We start from the raw sequence: 17,306 nt of genomic DNA on the forward strand, positions 1-17,306 counted from the left end.
CGTTTTCTCAACCACTGGAAGAACATCATGAAAAGCTCGACCTTGCTATCCCTGTTGATCGTTGCCGCGCTGGCGGCCTGCGGCGAAAAGGCGCCCGCCACCGATGCCGCGCCATCCGGCCCGAGCGCGGCGGCGCCCGCTCCCGCAGCGGCGCCTGCGCCTGCGCCTGCGCCCTCGCCGGCGGCGCCCGCTGCCCCCGCGCCGGATGCGGCCGAACTGGCCGCCGGCGAAAAAATCTATGCCGCTTCGTGCGCTTCCTGCCACGCCGCCGCGGTCATGGGCGCGCCCAAGCTGGGCGACAAGCCGTCCTGGACCCCGCGTATCGGCAAGGGCATGGACGCGCTGTACACCAGCGCCACGAATGGCTTGAACATGATGCCGCCGCGCGGTGGCAACGCCGCCCTCAAGGATGAGGAAATCAAGTCGGTGGTCAACTTCATGGTCAGCAAGGCGCAGTAGAGTGCACCCGGGCGGCGCCGCCGCCTGTCACAGGAGAGCGCCATGCGCACCTTTCAACCCACGCTGATCCTGGCGGCCCTGTGCCTCCTGGCGCTGGCCGCCTGCCAGCGCCAGGCCGCGGTGCACCGCACGAGCGGCCACGTGTTCGGCACCAGGGTCGAGATCAGCATCTACGGCGGTTCGCCCGAACGCGCCGCCGCCCTCAGCGGCGAGGTACTGAACGAATTCGACCGCCTGCACCATAAATACCACGCCTGGCAGCCGAGCATGCTCACGGCGCTCAACGACGCCATCGCGCGCGGCCAGCCGTTCGCCGCCGATGCCGAGATGGTGGCCCTGCTGCAATCGGCGACCGTGGTGGCCGAGCGCTCCGGCAACCTGTTCAATCCGGCCATCGGACGCCTGATCCGGCTGTGGGGATTCCAGAGCAGCGACATCGCGCCCCAGGCGCCGCCGGCGGCCGAGATCCGGCGCTGGCTCGATGCGCGGCCGCGCCTGTCGGACCTGCGCTACCGGGGCACGACGATCAGCAGCACCAACACGGCGGTCATGATCGACCTGGGCGGTTACGCCAAGGGTTACGCGCTCGACCGCGCCGCGCACATCCTGCGCCGGGGCGGGGTGGAGGCGGCGCTGGTCGACGTGGGCGGCAACCTGATCGCCATCGGCCAGCCGGGCCAGCGCCCGTGGCGGGTCGGCATCAAGGACCCGCGCGCGGCCGGCGCGCTGGCCCGGGTCAGCCTGCGCGACAACGAGGCGATCGGCACCAGCGGCGACTACCAGCGCTACTTCATGAAAGACGGCAAGCGCCACCCGCATATCATCGACCCGCGCAGCGGCTATCCGATCGACCTGGTGGCCTCGGTCACCATCGTCACGGCGGGCGGGACCGATGCCGGCTTGCGCTCGGACGGCAACTCGAAACCGATGTTCATCACCGGCCCGGCCGGCTGGCAAGCCATGGCCGCGCAGATGGGCTTGTCCGAAGTCCTGCTGATCGACGCGCAAGGCAAGGTGCACACGACGGCGGCCATGCAGGCGCGGCTGGCTGCATCGAAATAGTTTCCGCGCAGGAATCAAAAGGAGAAAATAATTACTTGCGGATAGAATAGCGATTCGACAACATGTGCTGGACCAGCCTTGTTGATTTCACTATCACTACCGGAGAACGACTTGCCTAAACACTTGATCAAAATTTCCATGCTGTGCGCCGCAGTGCTGATGGCAGGTTGCGAAACCACCGGCACCCAGCAGGCCGACCCGAACGCGGTGGAAGCGCCGTCGCCGAAGAACCCGGATTTTGCGGCCGAGATGTCCAAGTTCGACGCCCAGTTCCCGAACGCCAAGGCGACCAAGTACGAAAACGAGTCGATCGCCTTCAACAACGAGCGCAAACTCGACCAGAAGGGCAATTGCCATCCGAAGTCGAAGTATCCGGTCACCATCGTGCTGGTGCTCGACGCCGCCGGCAAGGTCACCAAGACCATGACCGATGTCGAGAACGCCAAGGCCGCGTGCTTCCGCAGCGCCTACGCCGGCGTGCAGTTCCCGCCGCCGCCGATGGCCCCGTACCGCAAGGCGATCCTGCTGAAGTGAGTGTGGGGACGGTAAGCGTGTCGACGCTAAGCGTGTGGACGGTAAGCGTGTGGGCGGCCGCCTGCGGCCGCACGGCGCGGCGGCGGCCTCTTGCGCCGCCGCGCCTACCACAGTGAATCCAGTCAATTTTGATTTACGTCAAGGTATTTACTCGCTAACTCACCGATATTCCAGTATCCACTCTGGAAAGGTCTGTGATGAAACTGAAATTTCTTGGCGCTACCGGCACGGTGACCGGTTCGAAGTATCTGCTCACCGCCGGCAGCCACCGTATTCTGGTCGATTGCGGCTTGTTCCAGGGGCACAAGGAGCTGCGTCTACGCAACCGGCATCCGTTTCCGGTCCCTCCGTCCGAGATCGACGCCGTGGTGCTCACCCACGCGCACCTGGACCATAGCGGTTACCTGCCGCTGCTGGTCAAGAATGGCTTTACCGGCAAGATTTTCTGCAGTGCGGCCACCTTCGACCTGTGCAAGATCCTCTTGCCCGACAGCGGGCACCTGCAGGAAGAGGAAGCCAACTACGCGAACCGCCACGGCTTTTCCAAACATGCGCCGGCCTTGCCCCTGTATTCGGAAGCCGACGCGGTGCGCGCGCTGCGCCAGTTCTCGCCGGTGCCGTTCGACACGCCGTTTGCCATCGCCGGCGACATGCGCGGGCAACTGGCGCTGGCCGGCCACATCCTGGGCGCGGCCATCGTCTCGGTGCGCTGCGCCGGGAAGAGCATCGTGTTTTCGGGCGACCTCGGGCGTCCCGACGACCCGGTCATGCTGGCGCCGGCGGCCATCGCCGAGGCCGATTTCCTGGTGGTCGAGTCGACCTACGGCGACAAGCGGCACGACCCGGCCGATCCGCTGCTCCTGCTCGGCAAGACCATCCGCGACACCGCGGCCCGGGGCGGCGTCACCATCATCCCCTCGTTCGCGGTCGGGCGCGCGCAGTCGCTGCTGTACGACCTCCATCGCCTCAAGCAGCAAGGCGCGATCCCGGCCCATCTGCCCGTCTATCTGAACAGTCCGATGGCGGCCGATGCCACCGCGCTGTACCAGAAGCACCTGCACAGCCATCGTCTCAGCCATGACGCGTGCTTCGCGATGCGCCGCGCCGCCACCATCGTCAACAGCGTGGAGGAATCGATCGCCCTCAACGAGCGCCAGGTGCCGATGGTCATCGTGGCCGCCAGCGGCATGGCCACCGGGGGCCGGGTCTTGCACCACTTGAAGGCCTTCGCCCCCGATCCGCGCAATACCATCCTGTTCGCGGGCTTCCAGGCCGGCGGCACGCGCGGCGCGCAGATGCTGGCCGGCGCCGAGTCGATCAAGATCCATGGCCAGTACGTGCCCTTGCGCGCCCGGGTCGAGCAGATCGCCAACCTGTCGGCGCATGCCGACGGCGATGAGCTGATCGGCTGGCTTTCCCGGTTCGGGCGCGCGCCGGGGCGCACCTTCATCACCCACGGCGAGAGCGCCGCGGCCGAGGCCTTGCGGCGCCGCATCGGGCAGGAACTCGGCTGGCCGTGCGAGGTGCCGGCCTACCTCGACGAAGCGACCCTGGCGTGAGGCCGCCCGCCGTCCTCCATGCCAGGCGGCTGGGCATCGACACCAGCGGCGAGCATGTGGCCTACCTGCGCGCGGACTGCGCGGTGTGCCGTTCGGAAGGCTTCGGCACGCGCGCGCGCATCGCACTGCGCTGCGGCGCGCGGGACCTGGTCGCCACCGTCAACGTGGTGCTGTCGGCCTTGCTGGAGGAGGGCGAGGTCGGCCTCTCGGAGACGGCCTGGGCCGCGCTGGGCGTTCTTCCGGGCCAGGCGGTGGAGCTGGCCCATGCGGATTCGCCGCACTCGCTCGCCGCCGTCCGGGCCAAGCTCCTCGGCGCGCGCCTCGGCGCGCAGGCGGCCGCCGCCATCGTGGGCGACATCTGCGCCGGCCGCTATGCCGATATCGACACGGCCGCCTTCATCGCGGCCTGCGCCGGCAGGCGCATGGACCTGGCCGAAGCGACCGGCCTGACCCGCGCCATGAGCGCGGCCGGGCAGCAATTGCACTGGAACCGCCCGGTCGTGGTCGACAAGCATTGCGTCGGCGGCTTGCCCGGCAACCGCACCACCTTGCTGGTGGTGCCGATCGTCGCCGCCTGCGGCTTGCTCATCCCCAAGACCTCGTCGCGCGCCATCACCTCGCCGGCCGGCTCGGCCGACGTGATGGAAACGCTGGCGCCGGTCGCGCTCGACCTGGCCATGATGAAGGCCGTGGTGGAGCGCGAGGGTGGATGCATCGCCTGGGGCGGGGCGGTCTCGCTGAGCCCGGCCGACGACCGCCTGATCCGGGTCGAGCGTCCGCTCGGCCTCGACAGCGAAGGCTTGCTGGTGGCGTCGGTACTGTCGAAAAAGATTGCCGCCGGTGCGAGCCATGTGCTGATCGATATCCCGGTCGGCCCCACGGCCAAGGTGCGCTCGGCGCAGGCGGCGGCCAGGCTGGCGGCGCGCCTGGCCGGCGTCGGCGCGGCGCTCGGCCTGAGCGTGGCCACGCTCGCCAGCGACGGCGCGCAGCCGGTCGGGCGCGGGATCGGCCCGGCGCTGGAAGCGCGCGACGTGCTGGCGGTGCTGCAAGGCGACCCGGCGGCGCCGGCCGACTTGCGCCAGCGCGCCCTGCTGCTGGCCGCGATGGTGCTGGAAATGGGCGGCAAGGCCGGTCCGGGGCAGGGCCTGGCGCTGGCCGAATCGGTGCTGGCCGGCGGCGCGGCCTGGCGCAAGTTCCAGGCCATCTGCGCGGCCCAGGGCGGGATGCGCACGCCGCCGCAGGCCCGCTACACCGAGGTGCTGGCGGCCGCCCACGGCGGGCGCGTGCTCGCCATCGACAATGGCCGCGTGGCGCAACTGGCCAAGCTGGCCGGGGCGCCGGCCGCGCCGGCGGCCGGGCTGGAACTGCATGTGCGGCTGGGGAGCGCGGTGGACGCCGGCCAGGCGCTGCTGACCGTGCATGCGGAATCCCCCGGCGAGCTCGCTTATGCCATTGCCTATGCACAATCGCAAGCGCAGCTGGTGCGCATCGGGCGGCCCGGGTCGCCAGGCGCGGGCCGGTCCGCGCGTATTTGATTTGTATCAAGGAATCGGGAAAACCTTCCGTCCTATGATGGGGCAAGCCGGCACCCGCGCCACCGTGCCGCCGTACCGATCGAACCGAGGAGCACCATGCCTATCCCCGCCACCGCCAATTTGTTGGCAATCAATGCCGGCTCGTCCAGCATCAAGTTCGCCCTGTTCCCGTCCGACCCGGCCGGCGAGCCGGTGTTCCGGGGCGCGCTCAGCGGCATCGGCGGCGGGCACAGCGCCTTTGCCGTGCAGGACGGCGCCGCCAGCTTCACCCGCCATTTCCCCATCCCCGAGCACGTCACCGCGGTGAACGTGCTGGCCGACTGGCTGCCCGGGCGCCTGCCCGCACCGGGGCCGGCGGCGATCGCGCACCGGGTGGTCCACGGTGTGCCGGGCGCGGCGCCGGTGCGGGCCATCGACGCGGCCATGCTGGCCGAGCTGTTCGCGACCGTGTCCAGCGAGCCCGGGCACCTGCCGCAGGAACTGCGCCTGATCGAGCTCTTGCGGCGCCATTACCCGGGCAGCGCGCACCTGGCCTGTTGCGACAGCGCCTTTCACGCCAGCATGCCGGCCGAAGCCGCCACGCTGCCGATTCCGCACCGCTACCAGGCGCTCGGCATCCGGCGCCATGGCTTCCATGGCCTGTCCTGCGCCTGGCTGATCGAGCAACTGGCGCGCGTGGCAGGGCCGCAGGCGGCGGCCGGCAAGGTGCTGATCGCCCACCTGGGCGGCGGCGCCAGCGTGACCGCCGTCGAGCATGGGCTCAGCCGCGATACCAGCATGGGCCTGACGCCGGCCGGCGGCATGATGATGGGACAACGCTCGGGCGACCTCGATCCCGGCCTGGCCTGGCAGCTGGCGCGCACAGAACAGATGAGCCAAGCCGCCTTCAACCACATGGTCCATCACCAGTCCGGCCTGCTCGGCGTGTCCGGCAGCAGCGCCGACCTGCGCGAACTGCTCGCCAGCCAGGGGCGCGACAGCCGCGCCGCCGAGGCGGTCGCCATGTTCTGCTACCAGGCGCGCAAGACCATCTGCGCCATGGCGGGCGCCATCGATGGCGTGGACACCCTGATTTTCGCCGGCGGGGTGGGCGAGCACGCCCCCGAGGTGCGCGCGCGCGTGTGCGCCGGCCTGTCGCACCTGGGCGTGGCGCTCGACGCCGGCGCCAACGAGGCCGGCGCGGCGCTCGTCTCGGCACCCTCGTCCAGGGTCGAGGTGCGCGTGATGCGCACCGACGAAGAGGCGATGCTGGCGGCCGAAGCGCGCGCCTGGCTGGGCGCGCGCGGGGAGCGCCGGCATGACTGAGGCCGCCGCCAGCGCGGCCACCCTCGATGCGGTCGACGCCTGGTGGCGGGCCGCCAACTACCTCTCGGCCGGACAGATCTACCTGCTCGACAATCCGCTGCTGCGCGAGGCGCTGGCGCCGGCCCACCTGAAGCCGCGCCTGCTCGGGCACTGGGGCACCACGCCCGGCCTGAACTTCCTCTATGCGCACCTGAACCGCGCCATCGTCGCGCACGACGTGTCGGTGCTGTATGTGGCCGGTCCCGGCCACGGCGGTCCCGGGCTGGTCGCCAACGCCTGGCTCGACGGCACCTACAGCGAGGTGTATCCGGCCATCGGCCAGGATGCGGACGGCATGCGGCGCCTGTTCAAGCAGTTTTCCTTCCCGGGCGGCATTCCCAGCCATGTGGCGCCGGAAACGCCGGGCTCGATCCACGAGGGCGGCGAACTGGGCTACTCGCTGGCGCACGCCTTCGGCGCGGCCTTCGACAATCCGGGCCTGATCGTGGCCTGCGTGGTGGGCGACGGCGAAGCCGAAACGGGGCCGCTGGCGACCAGCTGGCACGCGAACAAATTCCTCAACCCGGTGCACGACGGGGCGGTGCTGCCGATCCTGCACCTGAACGGCTACAAGATCGCCGGTCCGACCGTGCTGGCGCGCATCCCGCGCGCGGAACTGGCCGCGCTCATGACGGGCTACGGCTACGAGCCGTTCTTCGTCGAGGGCGACGATCCGCGCGCCATGCACCGCCTGATGGCCGACACGCTCGACACGGTACTGGCGCGCATCCGCGCCATCCAGGCCGAGGCGCGCAGCGCCGGCTTCGGCGGCCGGCCGCGCTGGCCGATGATCGTGCTGCGCTCGCCCAAAGGCTGGACCGGCCCGCGCGAGGTCGACGGCAAGCCGAACGAGGGCACCTGGCGCGCGCACCAGGTGCCGATCGGCGCCATGGAGCGGGACGGGCACCTGGCCTTGCTCGACACGTGGCTGCGCAGCTATGCCCCCGCCGAGCTGTTCGACGAGGCCGGCGCGCCGCGCGCGGCGCTGCGCGCGCTGGCGCCGTCCGGCACGCGCCGCATGAGCGCCAACCCGAGCGCCAACGGCGGCGCGCTGCTGCGCGATCTGGTGCTGCCCGATCCGGCGCAGTTCGCCCTCGACGTGGGCGCGCCGGGCGCGCTGCGCGCCGAGTCGACCCGGGTGCAGGGCCAGTACCTGCGCGAGGTGATGCGCGCCAACATGCACAACTTCCGCCTGTTCAGCCCCGACGAAACCACCTCCAACCGCTGGGATGCCGTGCTGGAGGTGAGCCAGCGCTGTTCGGTGGCCGAGATCCTGCCGGGCGACGAGCACATCGCCGCCGACGGACGCGTGATGGAAATGCTGAGCGAACACCAGTGCCAGGGCTGGCTCGAAGGCTATCTGCTGAGCGGGCGGCACGGCATGTTTTCCTGCTACGAAGCCTTTATCCACATCGTCGACTCGATGGTCAACCAGCACGCCAAGTGGCTCAAGGCGGCCGCCGCCATCGCCTGGCGCCGTCCGGTGGCCTCGCTCAACTACCTGCTCTCCTCGCACGTCTGGCGCCAGGACCACAACGGCGCCAGCCACCAGGATCCCGGCTTCATCGACCATGTGCTCAACAAGAAGGCCGAGATCGTGCGGGTCTACCTGCCGCCCGACGCCAACACCCTGCTGGCCGTGACCGACCATTGCCTGCGCAGCCGCAACCGGATCAATGTGATCGTGGCCGGCAAGCAGCCGGCCGAGCAATGGCTCGACATGGCCGCCGCCAGCGCGCATTGCGCGCGCGGGATCGGGGTCTGGGAGTGGGCCGGCAGCGCCGGCGCGCATGAGCCGGACGCGGTGCTGGCCTGCGCCGGCGACGTGCCCACGCTCGAAGCGCTGGCGGCGGCGCAATTGCTGTACGAGCATTTCGCGGACCTCAAGCTGCGCGTGATCAATGTGGTCGACCTGATGACCCTGCAGCCGCCGCACGCCCATCCGCACGGTTTGCCGGACCCGGCGTTCGACGCCCTGTTTACTGTCGACAAGCCGGTGGTGTTCGCCTACCACGGCTATCCGGCGCTGATCCACCGGCTCACCTACCGCCGCAGCAACCATGCCAATCTGCACGTGCACGGTTTCCGCGAGGAGGGCAGCACCACCACCCCCTTCGACATGACGGTGCTCAACGGCATCGACCGCTTCCGCCTGTTCGCCGCCGTCGTCGAGCGGGTGCCGGCGCTGGCCCCCGCGCGCGCGGCCGCGCGCCAGTTCGTGGCCGCCAGGCTGGACGCGCACCGGCGCCACATCGAGCAGTACGGCATCGACCTGCCGGAGATCCTGGCGTGGCGCTGGAAGGGGGCCGGGCCCTGAGCGGTGGGCGGGCGAACGGCGATGCTGCCTCGCCCGCTCTCTAGCGCGGCCGGGCCACCTCGCGCACCTGGACCCTGGCGCCGTCGCGCAGCTGGGCCGGCGGGTAGACGATCACCTGCGCGCCCTCGGCCAGGCCGTCGCGCACCCAGGCCTCGGCCTCGTTGCGCCCGCCCAGGCGCAGCGGCGTCAGGTGCGCGCGGCCGTCGCGCACCAGGTAGGCGCCCATGCCGGCATTGTCGGCGCCGCTTTTTCCCGGGAGCGGGAACACGGCGCTGACCGGCACCTTGCGCACATTTTCCAGGCTGGTCGTGACGATGCGCACGTTGACCCGGTAGGCAACGCCCAGGCCGGCGCCGCGGGCGCCGGCGCCGGCCAGGTCGATCAGGACCCGCACCCGCTGTTCCTCGACCCCGAGCGCCGAGACCTTGGTGAAGGCGGCCGGCTCGACGCGCCGCACCCGGCCGTCCAGCGGCGGGCCGCCCCAGCGGTCGATGCGCACCGGCGTGCCCGGACGGGCCAGGACGGCGTCGGCAGTGAGCAGGTCGGCCACCACTTCGAGCCGGTCCGGGTCGCCCAGTTCGAGCAGCGGCGCGCCGAGCGCGACGACCGCTTCGCTGGCCTGGATCACGCGCAGCACGCGCCCGCCGACCGGAGCGCGCACCGGGTGGACGGCGCCGCCGTCCCGGCCCGCCCCGGCGTCCAGGGCCGCGCGCGCCTGCTCGGCTTCGTGCAGCGCGATCCGGCGCTGCGCCGCCGCGCTGTCCCTTTCCTGCTGCGCCGCCTGGGCCGCCAGGCGCTCGCTGTCGAGGCGGCTCGCCGCCACGAAGCCGGCCCGCCCCAGCTGCTCGGTGCGCAACACATCGCGCTGCGCCTGGCGCAGGACGATTCCGGCGCGCTCGAGCGCGGCGCCGGCGGCCCCGACCTGGGCTTCTGCCGCCGCCAGCCGGGCCTGCTGCTGGCGGCGCGTGCGTTCGTCGAGCAGGGGCGCGCGCGCCGGGCGCAGCTGCGCCACCACGGCGCCGGCGGCCACCTGGTCGCCTTCGCGCAGGGCGATCCGCGCCAGCTCGCCGGCCAGCGGCGCCGATACCAGGTACTGGTCCACCAGGCGGGTCTTGCCGTCCTCTTCGATCGCGCTTTCGAAGCGCCCGCTCGCCGCCGCCGCGGTTTCCACCGCGACCGGGCGCGGGGCCAGGGCCCATGCCAGCGCGGCGGCCAGGGCGGCCGCCGTTGCTGCTGTAACGATATGGCGTCGTGGAATCATGTTACTCCCGGGTTTTCAGGACGTCGACCAGCTTGAGGTTGTCGATATGGCGCCGCACCACCAGTGCGCTGGCCACGCCAGTGGCGAGCACGGCCAGCGCAGCCCAGGCGTAGGTGCTGGCCTGGATGACAAGCGGAAAATGCAGCTGGTCGGACTTCATCAGTTCGGCGATCAGGCCCACCAGCCCCCGTCCCAGCAGCATGCCGAGCGGCAGGGCCAGCGCGATCACGATCGCCATCTCGCCGAGCAGCATGGCCGACACTTCGGCGCGGGTGAAGCCGAGCACGCGCAGGCTGGCCAGTTCCCAGGCGCGCTCGGACAGGGCGATGCGGGCATTGTTGTACACCACGCCGACCGCGATGATGGCGGCGAAGGTGGTCAGGATGCCGCTCATGATGCGCACGTTGCGGGCGGTGATCGCTTCCATGTTGGCCAGCATGGTGTGCTTGCTCCAGGCGCCCGCCAGGCGCGGCATCGCCTTGCTCGCCTCCAGGACGCGCGCTTGCGCCCCCGGGTCGACCGACAGCACGAAACCGGTGCTCAGGTCGCCTTCGGAAAGCAGGCGGTTCAGGGCGCGCCGCTCCATGTAGGCATTCAGGCCGAGCATGTCATCGACGGTGGCGCCCAGCGGCACCAGCAGGGTGCGCTGGCGGCCTTCGCGCACCTCGATCCGGACCAGGTCGCCGGGCCGCAGGCCGAGCTTGTCGGCCAGGCGGTCGGTGAGTACCAGCCCGCGCCCGTCGAGCAGGGTTTCGCGCTGCGCCATGTCGATCACGCGGTACAGTTCCGGGCGGGCGGCGTAGCCGCGCAGGATGGTGCGTTCGCTGCGCTGGGCGTTGCCGATGGCGACGCTGACGTAGCGCAGCGATTCGACCCGGCGCACGCCCGGCAGGCGCGCCAGCGCGAGGCGCACGCTGTCGTCGAGCGGATCGGTACTCCACATCACGATGTCGCCGCGCAGCCCGAGGGTGAACTGGTTGTCGATCACGACCGCGATGGCGTCGCGGAAGAAATTGCCCATGATGACGATGGCCACCGCCGCGGCCACCCCGGCGATGGCCAGCACGGTGCGCCCCGGGCGCCGGTCCATGTTGCGCAAGGTCATGCGCAGGGCCGGTCCGGCCGTGGCGATCCCCAGCCGCTCGAGGAGGGTGCGGCGAAAGTGCGCCGGGGCCGGTGCCCGCATGGCCTCGGCGGGCGCCAGGCGGGCGCTGGCGGCGATCGCGTGCAGGGTGCCGGCGCAGGCGGTGACGATGGCGATCGCCGCGCTCAGCACCAGCAGGCCGGGCGCGATGCGGTGCTCGAAGGTGGGGAAATGGAAGGACTCGGCGTACAGGCGGGTGAGCAGGTAGCCGAGCTGCTTGCCGGCCAGGATGCCCAGCAGCAGTCCGGCGCCGACCACCAGCAGCACGAACTTGAGGTAGTGCGCGCCGATGGCGGCGTTGGCGTAGCCGAGCGCCTTCAGGGTGGCGATCTGCTCGCGCTGGGTTGCAACCATGCGCGCGACGACGACATTGAGCAGGAAGGCGGCCACGCCCAGGAAGATGGCGGGCAGGATGCTGCCCATCACGCGTTGCTGCGCGATTTCGTTGTCCAGCATCGCGTGCGATACCTGATCGGCGCGCGCGATCACCTCGCGCCCGCCGTAGGCGGCGATGGCCGCGCCGATGGCGGCCATGGCCGGCTGCGCCGGCGCACCGGGCGCCAGCCTGAAGGCGGCGCGGTTGAATGCGCCTTCCATGTCGTAGGCCGCGGCCAGCACCTCGCGCTCGACCCAGAACACGCCGAAGCCGCGCGCGTCGGGCATGCCCCACAGTCCGGCGAAGATGAATTCCGGGCTGTGGGCGATGCCGACCACCAGCAGGGTGCGCTGCTTGCCGTTGATCAGCGCGCGCAGGCGCGCGCCGGGACGCAGCGCGCGGGCCTGGGCGAACGCTTCCGAGACCAGCGCTTCGATCTCGGCGTCCGCGCGCAGCGCGCCATCCTGGCGCAAGGGGCGGCCGGCGGCCACCGACAGCAGGTTCATGCGCGGCGGCTGGCGCCGGTCGACCCCGATCAGCTGGCCGATCAGGGGTTCGCTCACGCCGCCGATCTCGATCCGCACCACCTGTTCGATGCCGGTCTGGACGTCGGCCACGCCCGGCGCTTCGCGCAGCCGCGCCGCCAGCGCCAGGGGCGCGTTCCTGACGCCGGCGAACAGGTCGGCGAAGCGGGCGGAGGCGTAGAAGCGGTCGCGCGCCAGCTCCAGCGAATCGACCGCGGACAGGCTGGTGATGAAGCCGCCGACCCCGCTCGCCACCACCAGCGCGATGGTCAGGGCCTGGCTCCACATGCGGCGCAGGTCGCGCAGCAGTTTGCGGTTCAGGATGCGCATGCGACGCGGGCGCTGCGGTGCGCTACCATGCCAGTTGCGCCGGGCCGAGCTTGTGGAGATTGCCTTCCACGCTCTGGATGCGGCCGTCGCCCAGCCTGACGACGCGGTCGGCCATGCCGGCGATGGCGGCATTGTGGGTGATCACGACCGTGGTGGTGCCCAGCTCGCGGTTGATGCGCTCGATGACCTCGAGCACCAGCTTGCCGGTGGCATAGTCGAGCGCGCCGGTCGGTTCGTCGCACAGCAGCACGGCGGGGCGCTTGACGATGGCGCGCGCGATCGCCACGCGCTGCTGCTCGCCGCCGGACAGCTGGGCCGGGAAGTGGTCGCGCCGGGGCGCCAGGCCGACCATCGCGACCGCTTCGCCGGCTTGCATCGGGGCGCTGGCGATATCGGTCACCAGGGCGACGTTTTCGAGCACGGTCAGGCTGGGAATCAGGTTGTAGAACTGGAATACGAAGCCGACATGGCGGCGCCGGTACTCGGTCAGGTCGGCCTCGCCGGCGGCGCTGAGGTCCTGGTCGCCGAACAGCACCTGGCCCGCGCTGGCCGTATCGAGGCCGCCGAGAATGTTGAGCAGGGTCGACTTGCCGCTGCCGGAGGCGCCCAGCAGGACGATGAATTCGCCGTGCCCGATCTCCAGGTCGACGTCGCGCAGGGCGTGCACCGCGAGCTCGCCGGCGCCGTAGGTCTTGCACAGGCGGCGGATGCGGAACACGGGAAGCGGCGGCGCCTGGGCGCCGCCGCCGGCGGCGCTGGCGCTGACCTGGCTCAATGTGCCATCCACAGCGGAATGGCCGAGTCGGCCAGCATGCTGCGCGTCATGCCGCCCAGTACGATCTCGCGCAAGCGCGAGCGGCCGTAGGCGCCCATGACGATCAGGTCGGCATTCCTGGCGGCGCCAAACGCGCGCAGCGCCGCGCCTTCGTCGGCGCCGGCCTGTTGCACCGTCACCTCGACCGCCACCCCGTGGCGCGCCAGGTACAGGGCGATGTCGGCGCCCGGCTCGGCGCCGTGCAGCTCGCCTTCGCCGGCGGGATCGAACAGCACCAGGTCGACCTGGCTCGCGCGCCGCAGCATGGGCAGTGCGCTGACGATCGCCCGGACCGCTTCGGGGCTGGCGTTCCAGGCCACCGTGATGCGCCGTCCGACGCTGTTGCCGGTCCACGCCACCGGCAGGACCAGTACCGGGCGCACGGCGTTGAGCACGACATAGTCGGGAAAGTCCGAACGCAGGCGCGGCGCGAATTCGTCGGACGCGCTCTGGCTGATCACCAGCAGGTCGCAATAGCGCCCCTGCATGCTCATGCCCATGCCGGGCTCGTCGTCGATGCAGCGCCGCTCGATGGCGGGCGCGCCGGCCGCGCGCGCGTTCGCCTCGAACAGGTCGAGCGCGCGGTTCGCCTCGGCGCGCAGCGCGGCCACCGGCAGGCCGGCCACCGTCGCGCCGGCGCGCACCGCGCCGGGCGCCAGCAGGAAGGCCGGCAGCCCCGTCATGGCGGCCCCCACCAGATGCGCATCGTAGTCGAGCGCCAGGGCGGCCGCGACCTCGCTGCGGCGGGCGCTGCGCGCGCTGTGGTCGACATGAACCAGGATCGTCTTGTACATGGTGGTCCCCGCGGGAGTGGATGGATCGGTATCGGGTTCAATGTAGGCCTTGCGCGCCCTGCGCGCAAATGATGTGCATCAAAATGTCATCAAAAAATGTCGCCAAAAAATGTCGGCGCCGATGCGCCCGCGCGTCGCCGCTGGCCGCGCAGCTGCGCCTGGCACTGCTTCGGCCCGTCCTGCTGATGTGGATCGAATCGACATGCAAATGTACAATCGATGTGGCGCATCGATCCATGGCGCCGCGGCGGCCCGCGCGACCGTGGCATTCACAACAAGGATAAGCCGATGAAAACAAGCAATCGCCCGAGCTGCCCATGGTGCTGACGACGGCGGCGCTGACCGGGATGGCGGTCGCCACCGGTTGCGGCCTCCTGATCGGCATCGACCGCGAACGGCGCAAGGGAAGCGGTCCGAAGCGCGCCTATGCCGGCGTGCGCAGCTTCGCGCTGGCGTCCTTCATCGGCGCCCTGGCGCAAGCGCTGGGCGGCGCGCTGGTGCTGGTGGCCGCGATGCTGGTGGCGGCCCTGAGCGTGGCCGCCTACTGGCGCGACCGTTCGGACGACCCGGGAGTGACCACCGAGCTGGCCCTGTTCCTGAGCTTCCTGCTCGGTGTCGCGGCGATCGACAATCCGCGCGTGGCGGCCGGCGCCGCGGTGATCGTGGCGGCGCTGCTGCACCTGCGCAGCCCGCTGCACCGTTTCGCGCGCACCACCCTGACCGGCCCCGAGTTGCGCGACGCCCTGTTGTTCGCCGCCGCGGCGCTGGTGGTCAGGCCCCTGCTGCCCGATGCCAGCAGCCCCTGGCTGCTGGGAGTCAATCCGACAACCCTGTGGTCGCTGGTGATCCTGATCATGGGCATCCAGGCGGCGGCGCACATCGGCCTGCGCCTGAGCGGCGCGCGGCTGGGCCTGGCCATGTCGGGCTTCGCGGCCGGTTTCGTCTCCAGCGTGGCGACCACCACCGCCATGGGCGCGCGCTGCCGCAAGGAGCCGGACTTGCGCCAGGCCTGCGTGGCGGCGGCCCTGCTGTCGAACAGCGCCACCTTCGTGCTGCTGTGGGTGGTCGCCATCACCGTCGCGCCCGCCCATCTGCGCCAGCTGGCGCCGGTGCTGGCAAGCGCGCTGTGCGCGGCGCTGGCGGTCGGCGCCGCCGGCCTGGCGGGGCAGCGCGGCGGCAGTCCCTACTTGCCGGCGCCGGGGAGGGTGTTCGACATCCGCCAGGCGGCGCTGTTCGCGCTGCTGCTCAGCGCGGCGACCTCGGCGCTGGCCTGGCTGAATGCCAGCTTCGGCAGCGGCGCCCTGCTCAGTGGTAGCGCCCTGGCCGGTTTCTTCGACGTGCATGCCGCCGCCGGCTCGGCCCTGTCGCTGCTTGCCGGCGGCAGCGCCACGCCGCGTGCCGCCATGCTGGCCATGCTGCTCGCGATCACGACCAATATGGCCAGCAAGGCGGCCGGCGCCATGGCCGGCGGCTGGCAATTCGCCTTGCGCGTCAATGCCGGCCTGTTGCTGGTGCTGCTGGCGGCCTGGCTGCCGTTCTGGCTGCTGGCGCCCTGACACGCCGCGCACGAACAGCGCGCGCGCAAGCCGGCAAGCGCCTCAATGCGCCATCCACAACGGGATCGGCGACGACAGCAGCGCCGTGCGCGTCACGCCGCCGAGCACGAATTCGCGCAGGCGCGAGCGGCCGAAGGCGCCCATGACGATCAGGTCGGCGCCTTTGCGGGCCGCGAACGAGAGCAGCGACTCGCCGTCGCCGGCGCCGCCGTCGATGGTGCTCAGCGCGACCTTGATGCCGTGCCGCGCCAGGTAGGGCGCGATGTCGGCGCCGGGCTGTTCGCCGTCCAGGTCGGACAGGCCGGTCTTGCCGGCGACCACCAGGTCGACCTGCGCCGCGCCCTGCAGCAGGGTGAGCGCGCTGGCGATCGCGCGCATCGCCTGCGCGCTGCCATTCCATGCCACGGTGACGCGTGTCCCGATCGCCTCCCCGGCGCCGGCGGACGGCGTCACCAGCACCGGCCGGCCGCAGTTGAGCAGGACCTGTCCGGCCACCCCGGGACGCGCGAACAGTACCGTGTCGGCGGGCGGCGCGCCGATGACCACCAGATCCGCATACCTGGCTTGCAGGCACAGGCCGACCCCCGCTTCGTCGTCGACCATCCTGCGCTCGAGCGACGTTACCCCGAGCTGGCGCGCCGTGCTGTCGAACAGGTCGAGCGAGCGCGCGGCGTCGGCACGCACTTCGTCGATCGGGAACGCGACAGGCGGCATGCCCGCATCCATGGCGCTGAGGGGATACAGGTAGGCCGACAGTCCGGTCGGCGCGACGCCCACCAGATGGGCGCCATGCGCGAGCGCCACGCGCGCGGCCAGTTGCACGCGCGCTTGCAGGCCGGCGCTTGCATCGACATGGACCAGGATGGTTTTGTACATGGTCAGCTCCTTGAAAGGTGGAAAGGTCTGTTCAAGGAATGTACGCCTTGCCAACCGCATCGCTGCATGATGTACATCAAATTCCGCGCCATTTTCCGCCTTGCCGGGCCAGACGGCCCAGACGGGCAAGGCGTCAGGCTGTGCCGTGGCGCGCATCGGCCACGCCCAGCGCGCGCAGCGAGAAGGTGGTGATGTGGCGCGCGATCGCGCGGATGCCGGCTTCGTCGTAGACGAGGTCGGGCGCCATGATTTCGTTCACCGGACGCGAATGGCTGTAATACAGCAGCTGCCCCAGGATACTGAACAGGCTGTTGCGGATGTCGATCTCGCTGGTGTCCGGCGGCGCCAGTTCGCGCACCAGTTCGCGCATCACCTTCTGCAAGGGATCGATCAGGGTATCGACGATGTGGCGCAGGGCGGCGCTCGGCTCCACCAGTTCCCAGCTGATCAGTCGCGTGATCAGCGAATTCGGGCCGCTGACCATCATGTCCAGCAGCAGGCGTTCGAGCAGCCAGCCCAGGCGCTCCGCAGCCGGGACCGTCGTGTCGCTGGCCGGCACGGTCAGCTCGTCCATCTCGTCGACGCCGCCTTCGCGGTCGATGATCGCCAGGTACAGGCCATCCTTGCTGCCGAAGTAGTAATTGACCATGGCCAGGTTGGCGCCCGCCCGTTCGCAGATCCTGCGCACCGACGTCCCCTTGAAGCCGCTCTCGGCAAAGCACTCCGTGGCCGCGCTGATGATGCGGTTGCGGACATCGTTGTCGTCGGCTTTCATGTTTGGCGATACTCCTGTTTTATGTGAATTAAACAAGTGTTTAATC

Annotated in this window: 14 protein-coding genes; 8 read left to right on the top strand and 6 right to left on the bottom strand. The window is 70.8% G+C overall.

Annotated elements, in window-relative coordinates:
* Positions 1-27 precede the first annotated feature (27 nt).
* The 7 genes from EJB06_RS24910 (at position 28) to EJB06_RS24940 (ending at position 8,810) form a co-directional block, all read left to right on the top strand.
* Positions 28-459, top strand: a complete 432-nt coding sequence (locus tag EJB06_RS24910) for a c-type cytochrome (protein ID WP_126076723.1) — start codon at positions 28-30, stop codon at positions 457-459.
* 42 nt (positions 460-501) lie between these two features.
* Positions 502-1,521: an FAD:protein FMN transferase gene (locus EJB06_RS24915; RefSeq protein ID WP_126076724.1), complete on the top strand. Its 1,020-nt coding sequence runs from the start codon at positions 502-504 to the stop codon at positions 1,519-1,521.
* Between the two features lie 111 nt (positions 1,522-1,632).
* Entirely contained in the window at positions 1,633-2,055 is a 423-nt protein-coding gene (locus EJB06_RS24920) for a hypothetical protein (protein WP_126076725.1), read from the top strand.
* Between the two features lie 197 nt (positions 2,056-2,252).
* Positions 2,253-3,614, top strand: a complete 1,362-nt coding sequence (locus tag EJB06_RS24925; RefSeq protein ID WP_126076726.1) for an MBL fold metallo-hydrolase RNA specificity domain-containing protein — start codon at positions 2,253-2,255, stop codon at positions 3,612-3,614.
* On the top strand, positions 3,611-5,149 hold the full coding sequence (locus tag EJB06_RS24930) for a thymidine phosphorylase family protein (protein WP_229427274.1): 1,539 nt from the start codon (positions 3,611-3,613) through the stop codon (positions 5,147-5,149). The genes EJB06_RS24925 and EJB06_RS24930 overlap by 4 nt, the downstream gene beginning before the upstream one ends.
* 96 nt (positions 5,150-5,245) lie before the next feature.
* Positions 5,246-6,454 carry an acetate/propionate family kinase gene (locus EJB06_RS24935; RefSeq protein ID WP_126076728.1) on the top strand — a complete coding sequence of 403 codons (1,209 nt, stop codon included), beginning with the start codon at positions 5,246-5,248 and terminating at the stop codon, positions 6,452-6,454.
* Positions 6,447-8,810 carry a phosphoketolase family protein gene (locus tag EJB06_RS24940; protein WP_126076729.1) on the top strand — a complete coding sequence of 788 codons (2,364 nt, stop codon included), beginning with the start codon at positions 6,447-6,449 and terminating at the stop codon, positions 8,808-8,810. The genes EJB06_RS24935 and EJB06_RS24940 overlap by 8 nt, the downstream gene beginning before the upstream one ends.
* A 40-nt stretch (positions 8,811-8,850) precedes the next feature.
* Here EJB06_RS24940 and EJB06_RS24945 read toward each other — a convergent pair whose 3' ends face one another.
* From EJB06_RS24945 to EJB06_RS24960, 4 genes are read right to left on the bottom strand one after another with little or no spacing between them, the layout of a single operon-like run.
* A complete protein-coding gene (locus tag EJB06_RS24945; RefSeq protein ID WP_126076730.1) occupies positions 8,851-10,071 on the bottom strand; it encodes an efflux RND transporter periplasmic adaptor subunit in 1,221 nt (406 codons plus the stop codon).
* Position 10,072: 1 nt separating this feature from the next.
* Complete coding sequence (locus EJB06_RS24950; protein WP_126076731.1) at positions 10,073-12,445, bottom strand: ABC transporter permease; 2,373 nt, start codon at positions 12,443-12,445, stop codon at positions 10,073-10,075.
* Positions 12,446-12,467: 22 nt separating this feature from the next.
* Complete coding sequence (locus EJB06_RS24955; protein ID WP_126076732.1) at positions 12,468-13,220, bottom strand: ABC transporter ATP-binding protein; 753 nt, start codon at positions 13,218-13,220, stop codon at positions 12,468-12,470.
* A complete protein-coding gene (locus tag EJB06_RS24960) occupies positions 13,217-14,053 on the bottom strand; it encodes a universal stress protein (RefSeq protein ID WP_126076733.1) in 837 nt (278 codons plus the stop codon). The genes EJB06_RS24955 and EJB06_RS24960 overlap by 4 nt, the downstream gene beginning before the upstream one ends.
* A gap of 317 nt (positions 14,054-14,370) precedes the next feature.
* Between EJB06_RS24960 and EJB06_RS24965 the strand changes: the two genes are divergently transcribed.
* Positions 14,371-15,609 carry an MgtC/SapB family protein gene (locus EJB06_RS24965; RefSeq protein WP_126076734.1) on the top strand — a complete coding sequence of 413 codons (1,239 nt, stop codon included), beginning with the start codon at positions 14,371-14,373 and terminating at the stop codon, positions 15,607-15,609.
* Between the two features lie 42 nt (positions 15,610-15,651).
* Here the strand turns inward: EJB06_RS24965 and EJB06_RS24970 are convergent, their stop codons facing one another.
* Together EJB06_RS24970 and EJB06_RS24975 are read right to left on the bottom strand one after the other, a co-directional pair.
* Complete coding sequence (locus EJB06_RS24970; protein WP_164558034.1) at positions 15,652-16,485, bottom strand: universal stress protein; 834 nt, start codon at positions 16,483-16,485, stop codon at positions 15,652-15,654.
* Between the two features lie 133 nt (positions 16,486-16,618).
* Positions 16,619-17,260 carry a CerR family C-terminal domain-containing protein gene (locus EJB06_RS24975; RefSeq protein ID WP_164558035.1) on the bottom strand — a complete coding sequence of 214 codons (642 nt, stop codon included), beginning with the start codon at positions 17,258-17,260 and terminating at the stop codon, positions 16,619-16,621.
* Between the last annotated feature and the right edge of the window lie 46 nt (positions 17,261-17,306).

Origin of the sequence: Massilia atriviolacea, from assembly GCF_003953935.1 — a bacterium.
Lineage (GTDB): Bacteria > Pseudomonadota > Gammaproteobacteria > Burkholderiales > Burkholderiaceae_D > Telluria_A > Telluria_A atriviolacea.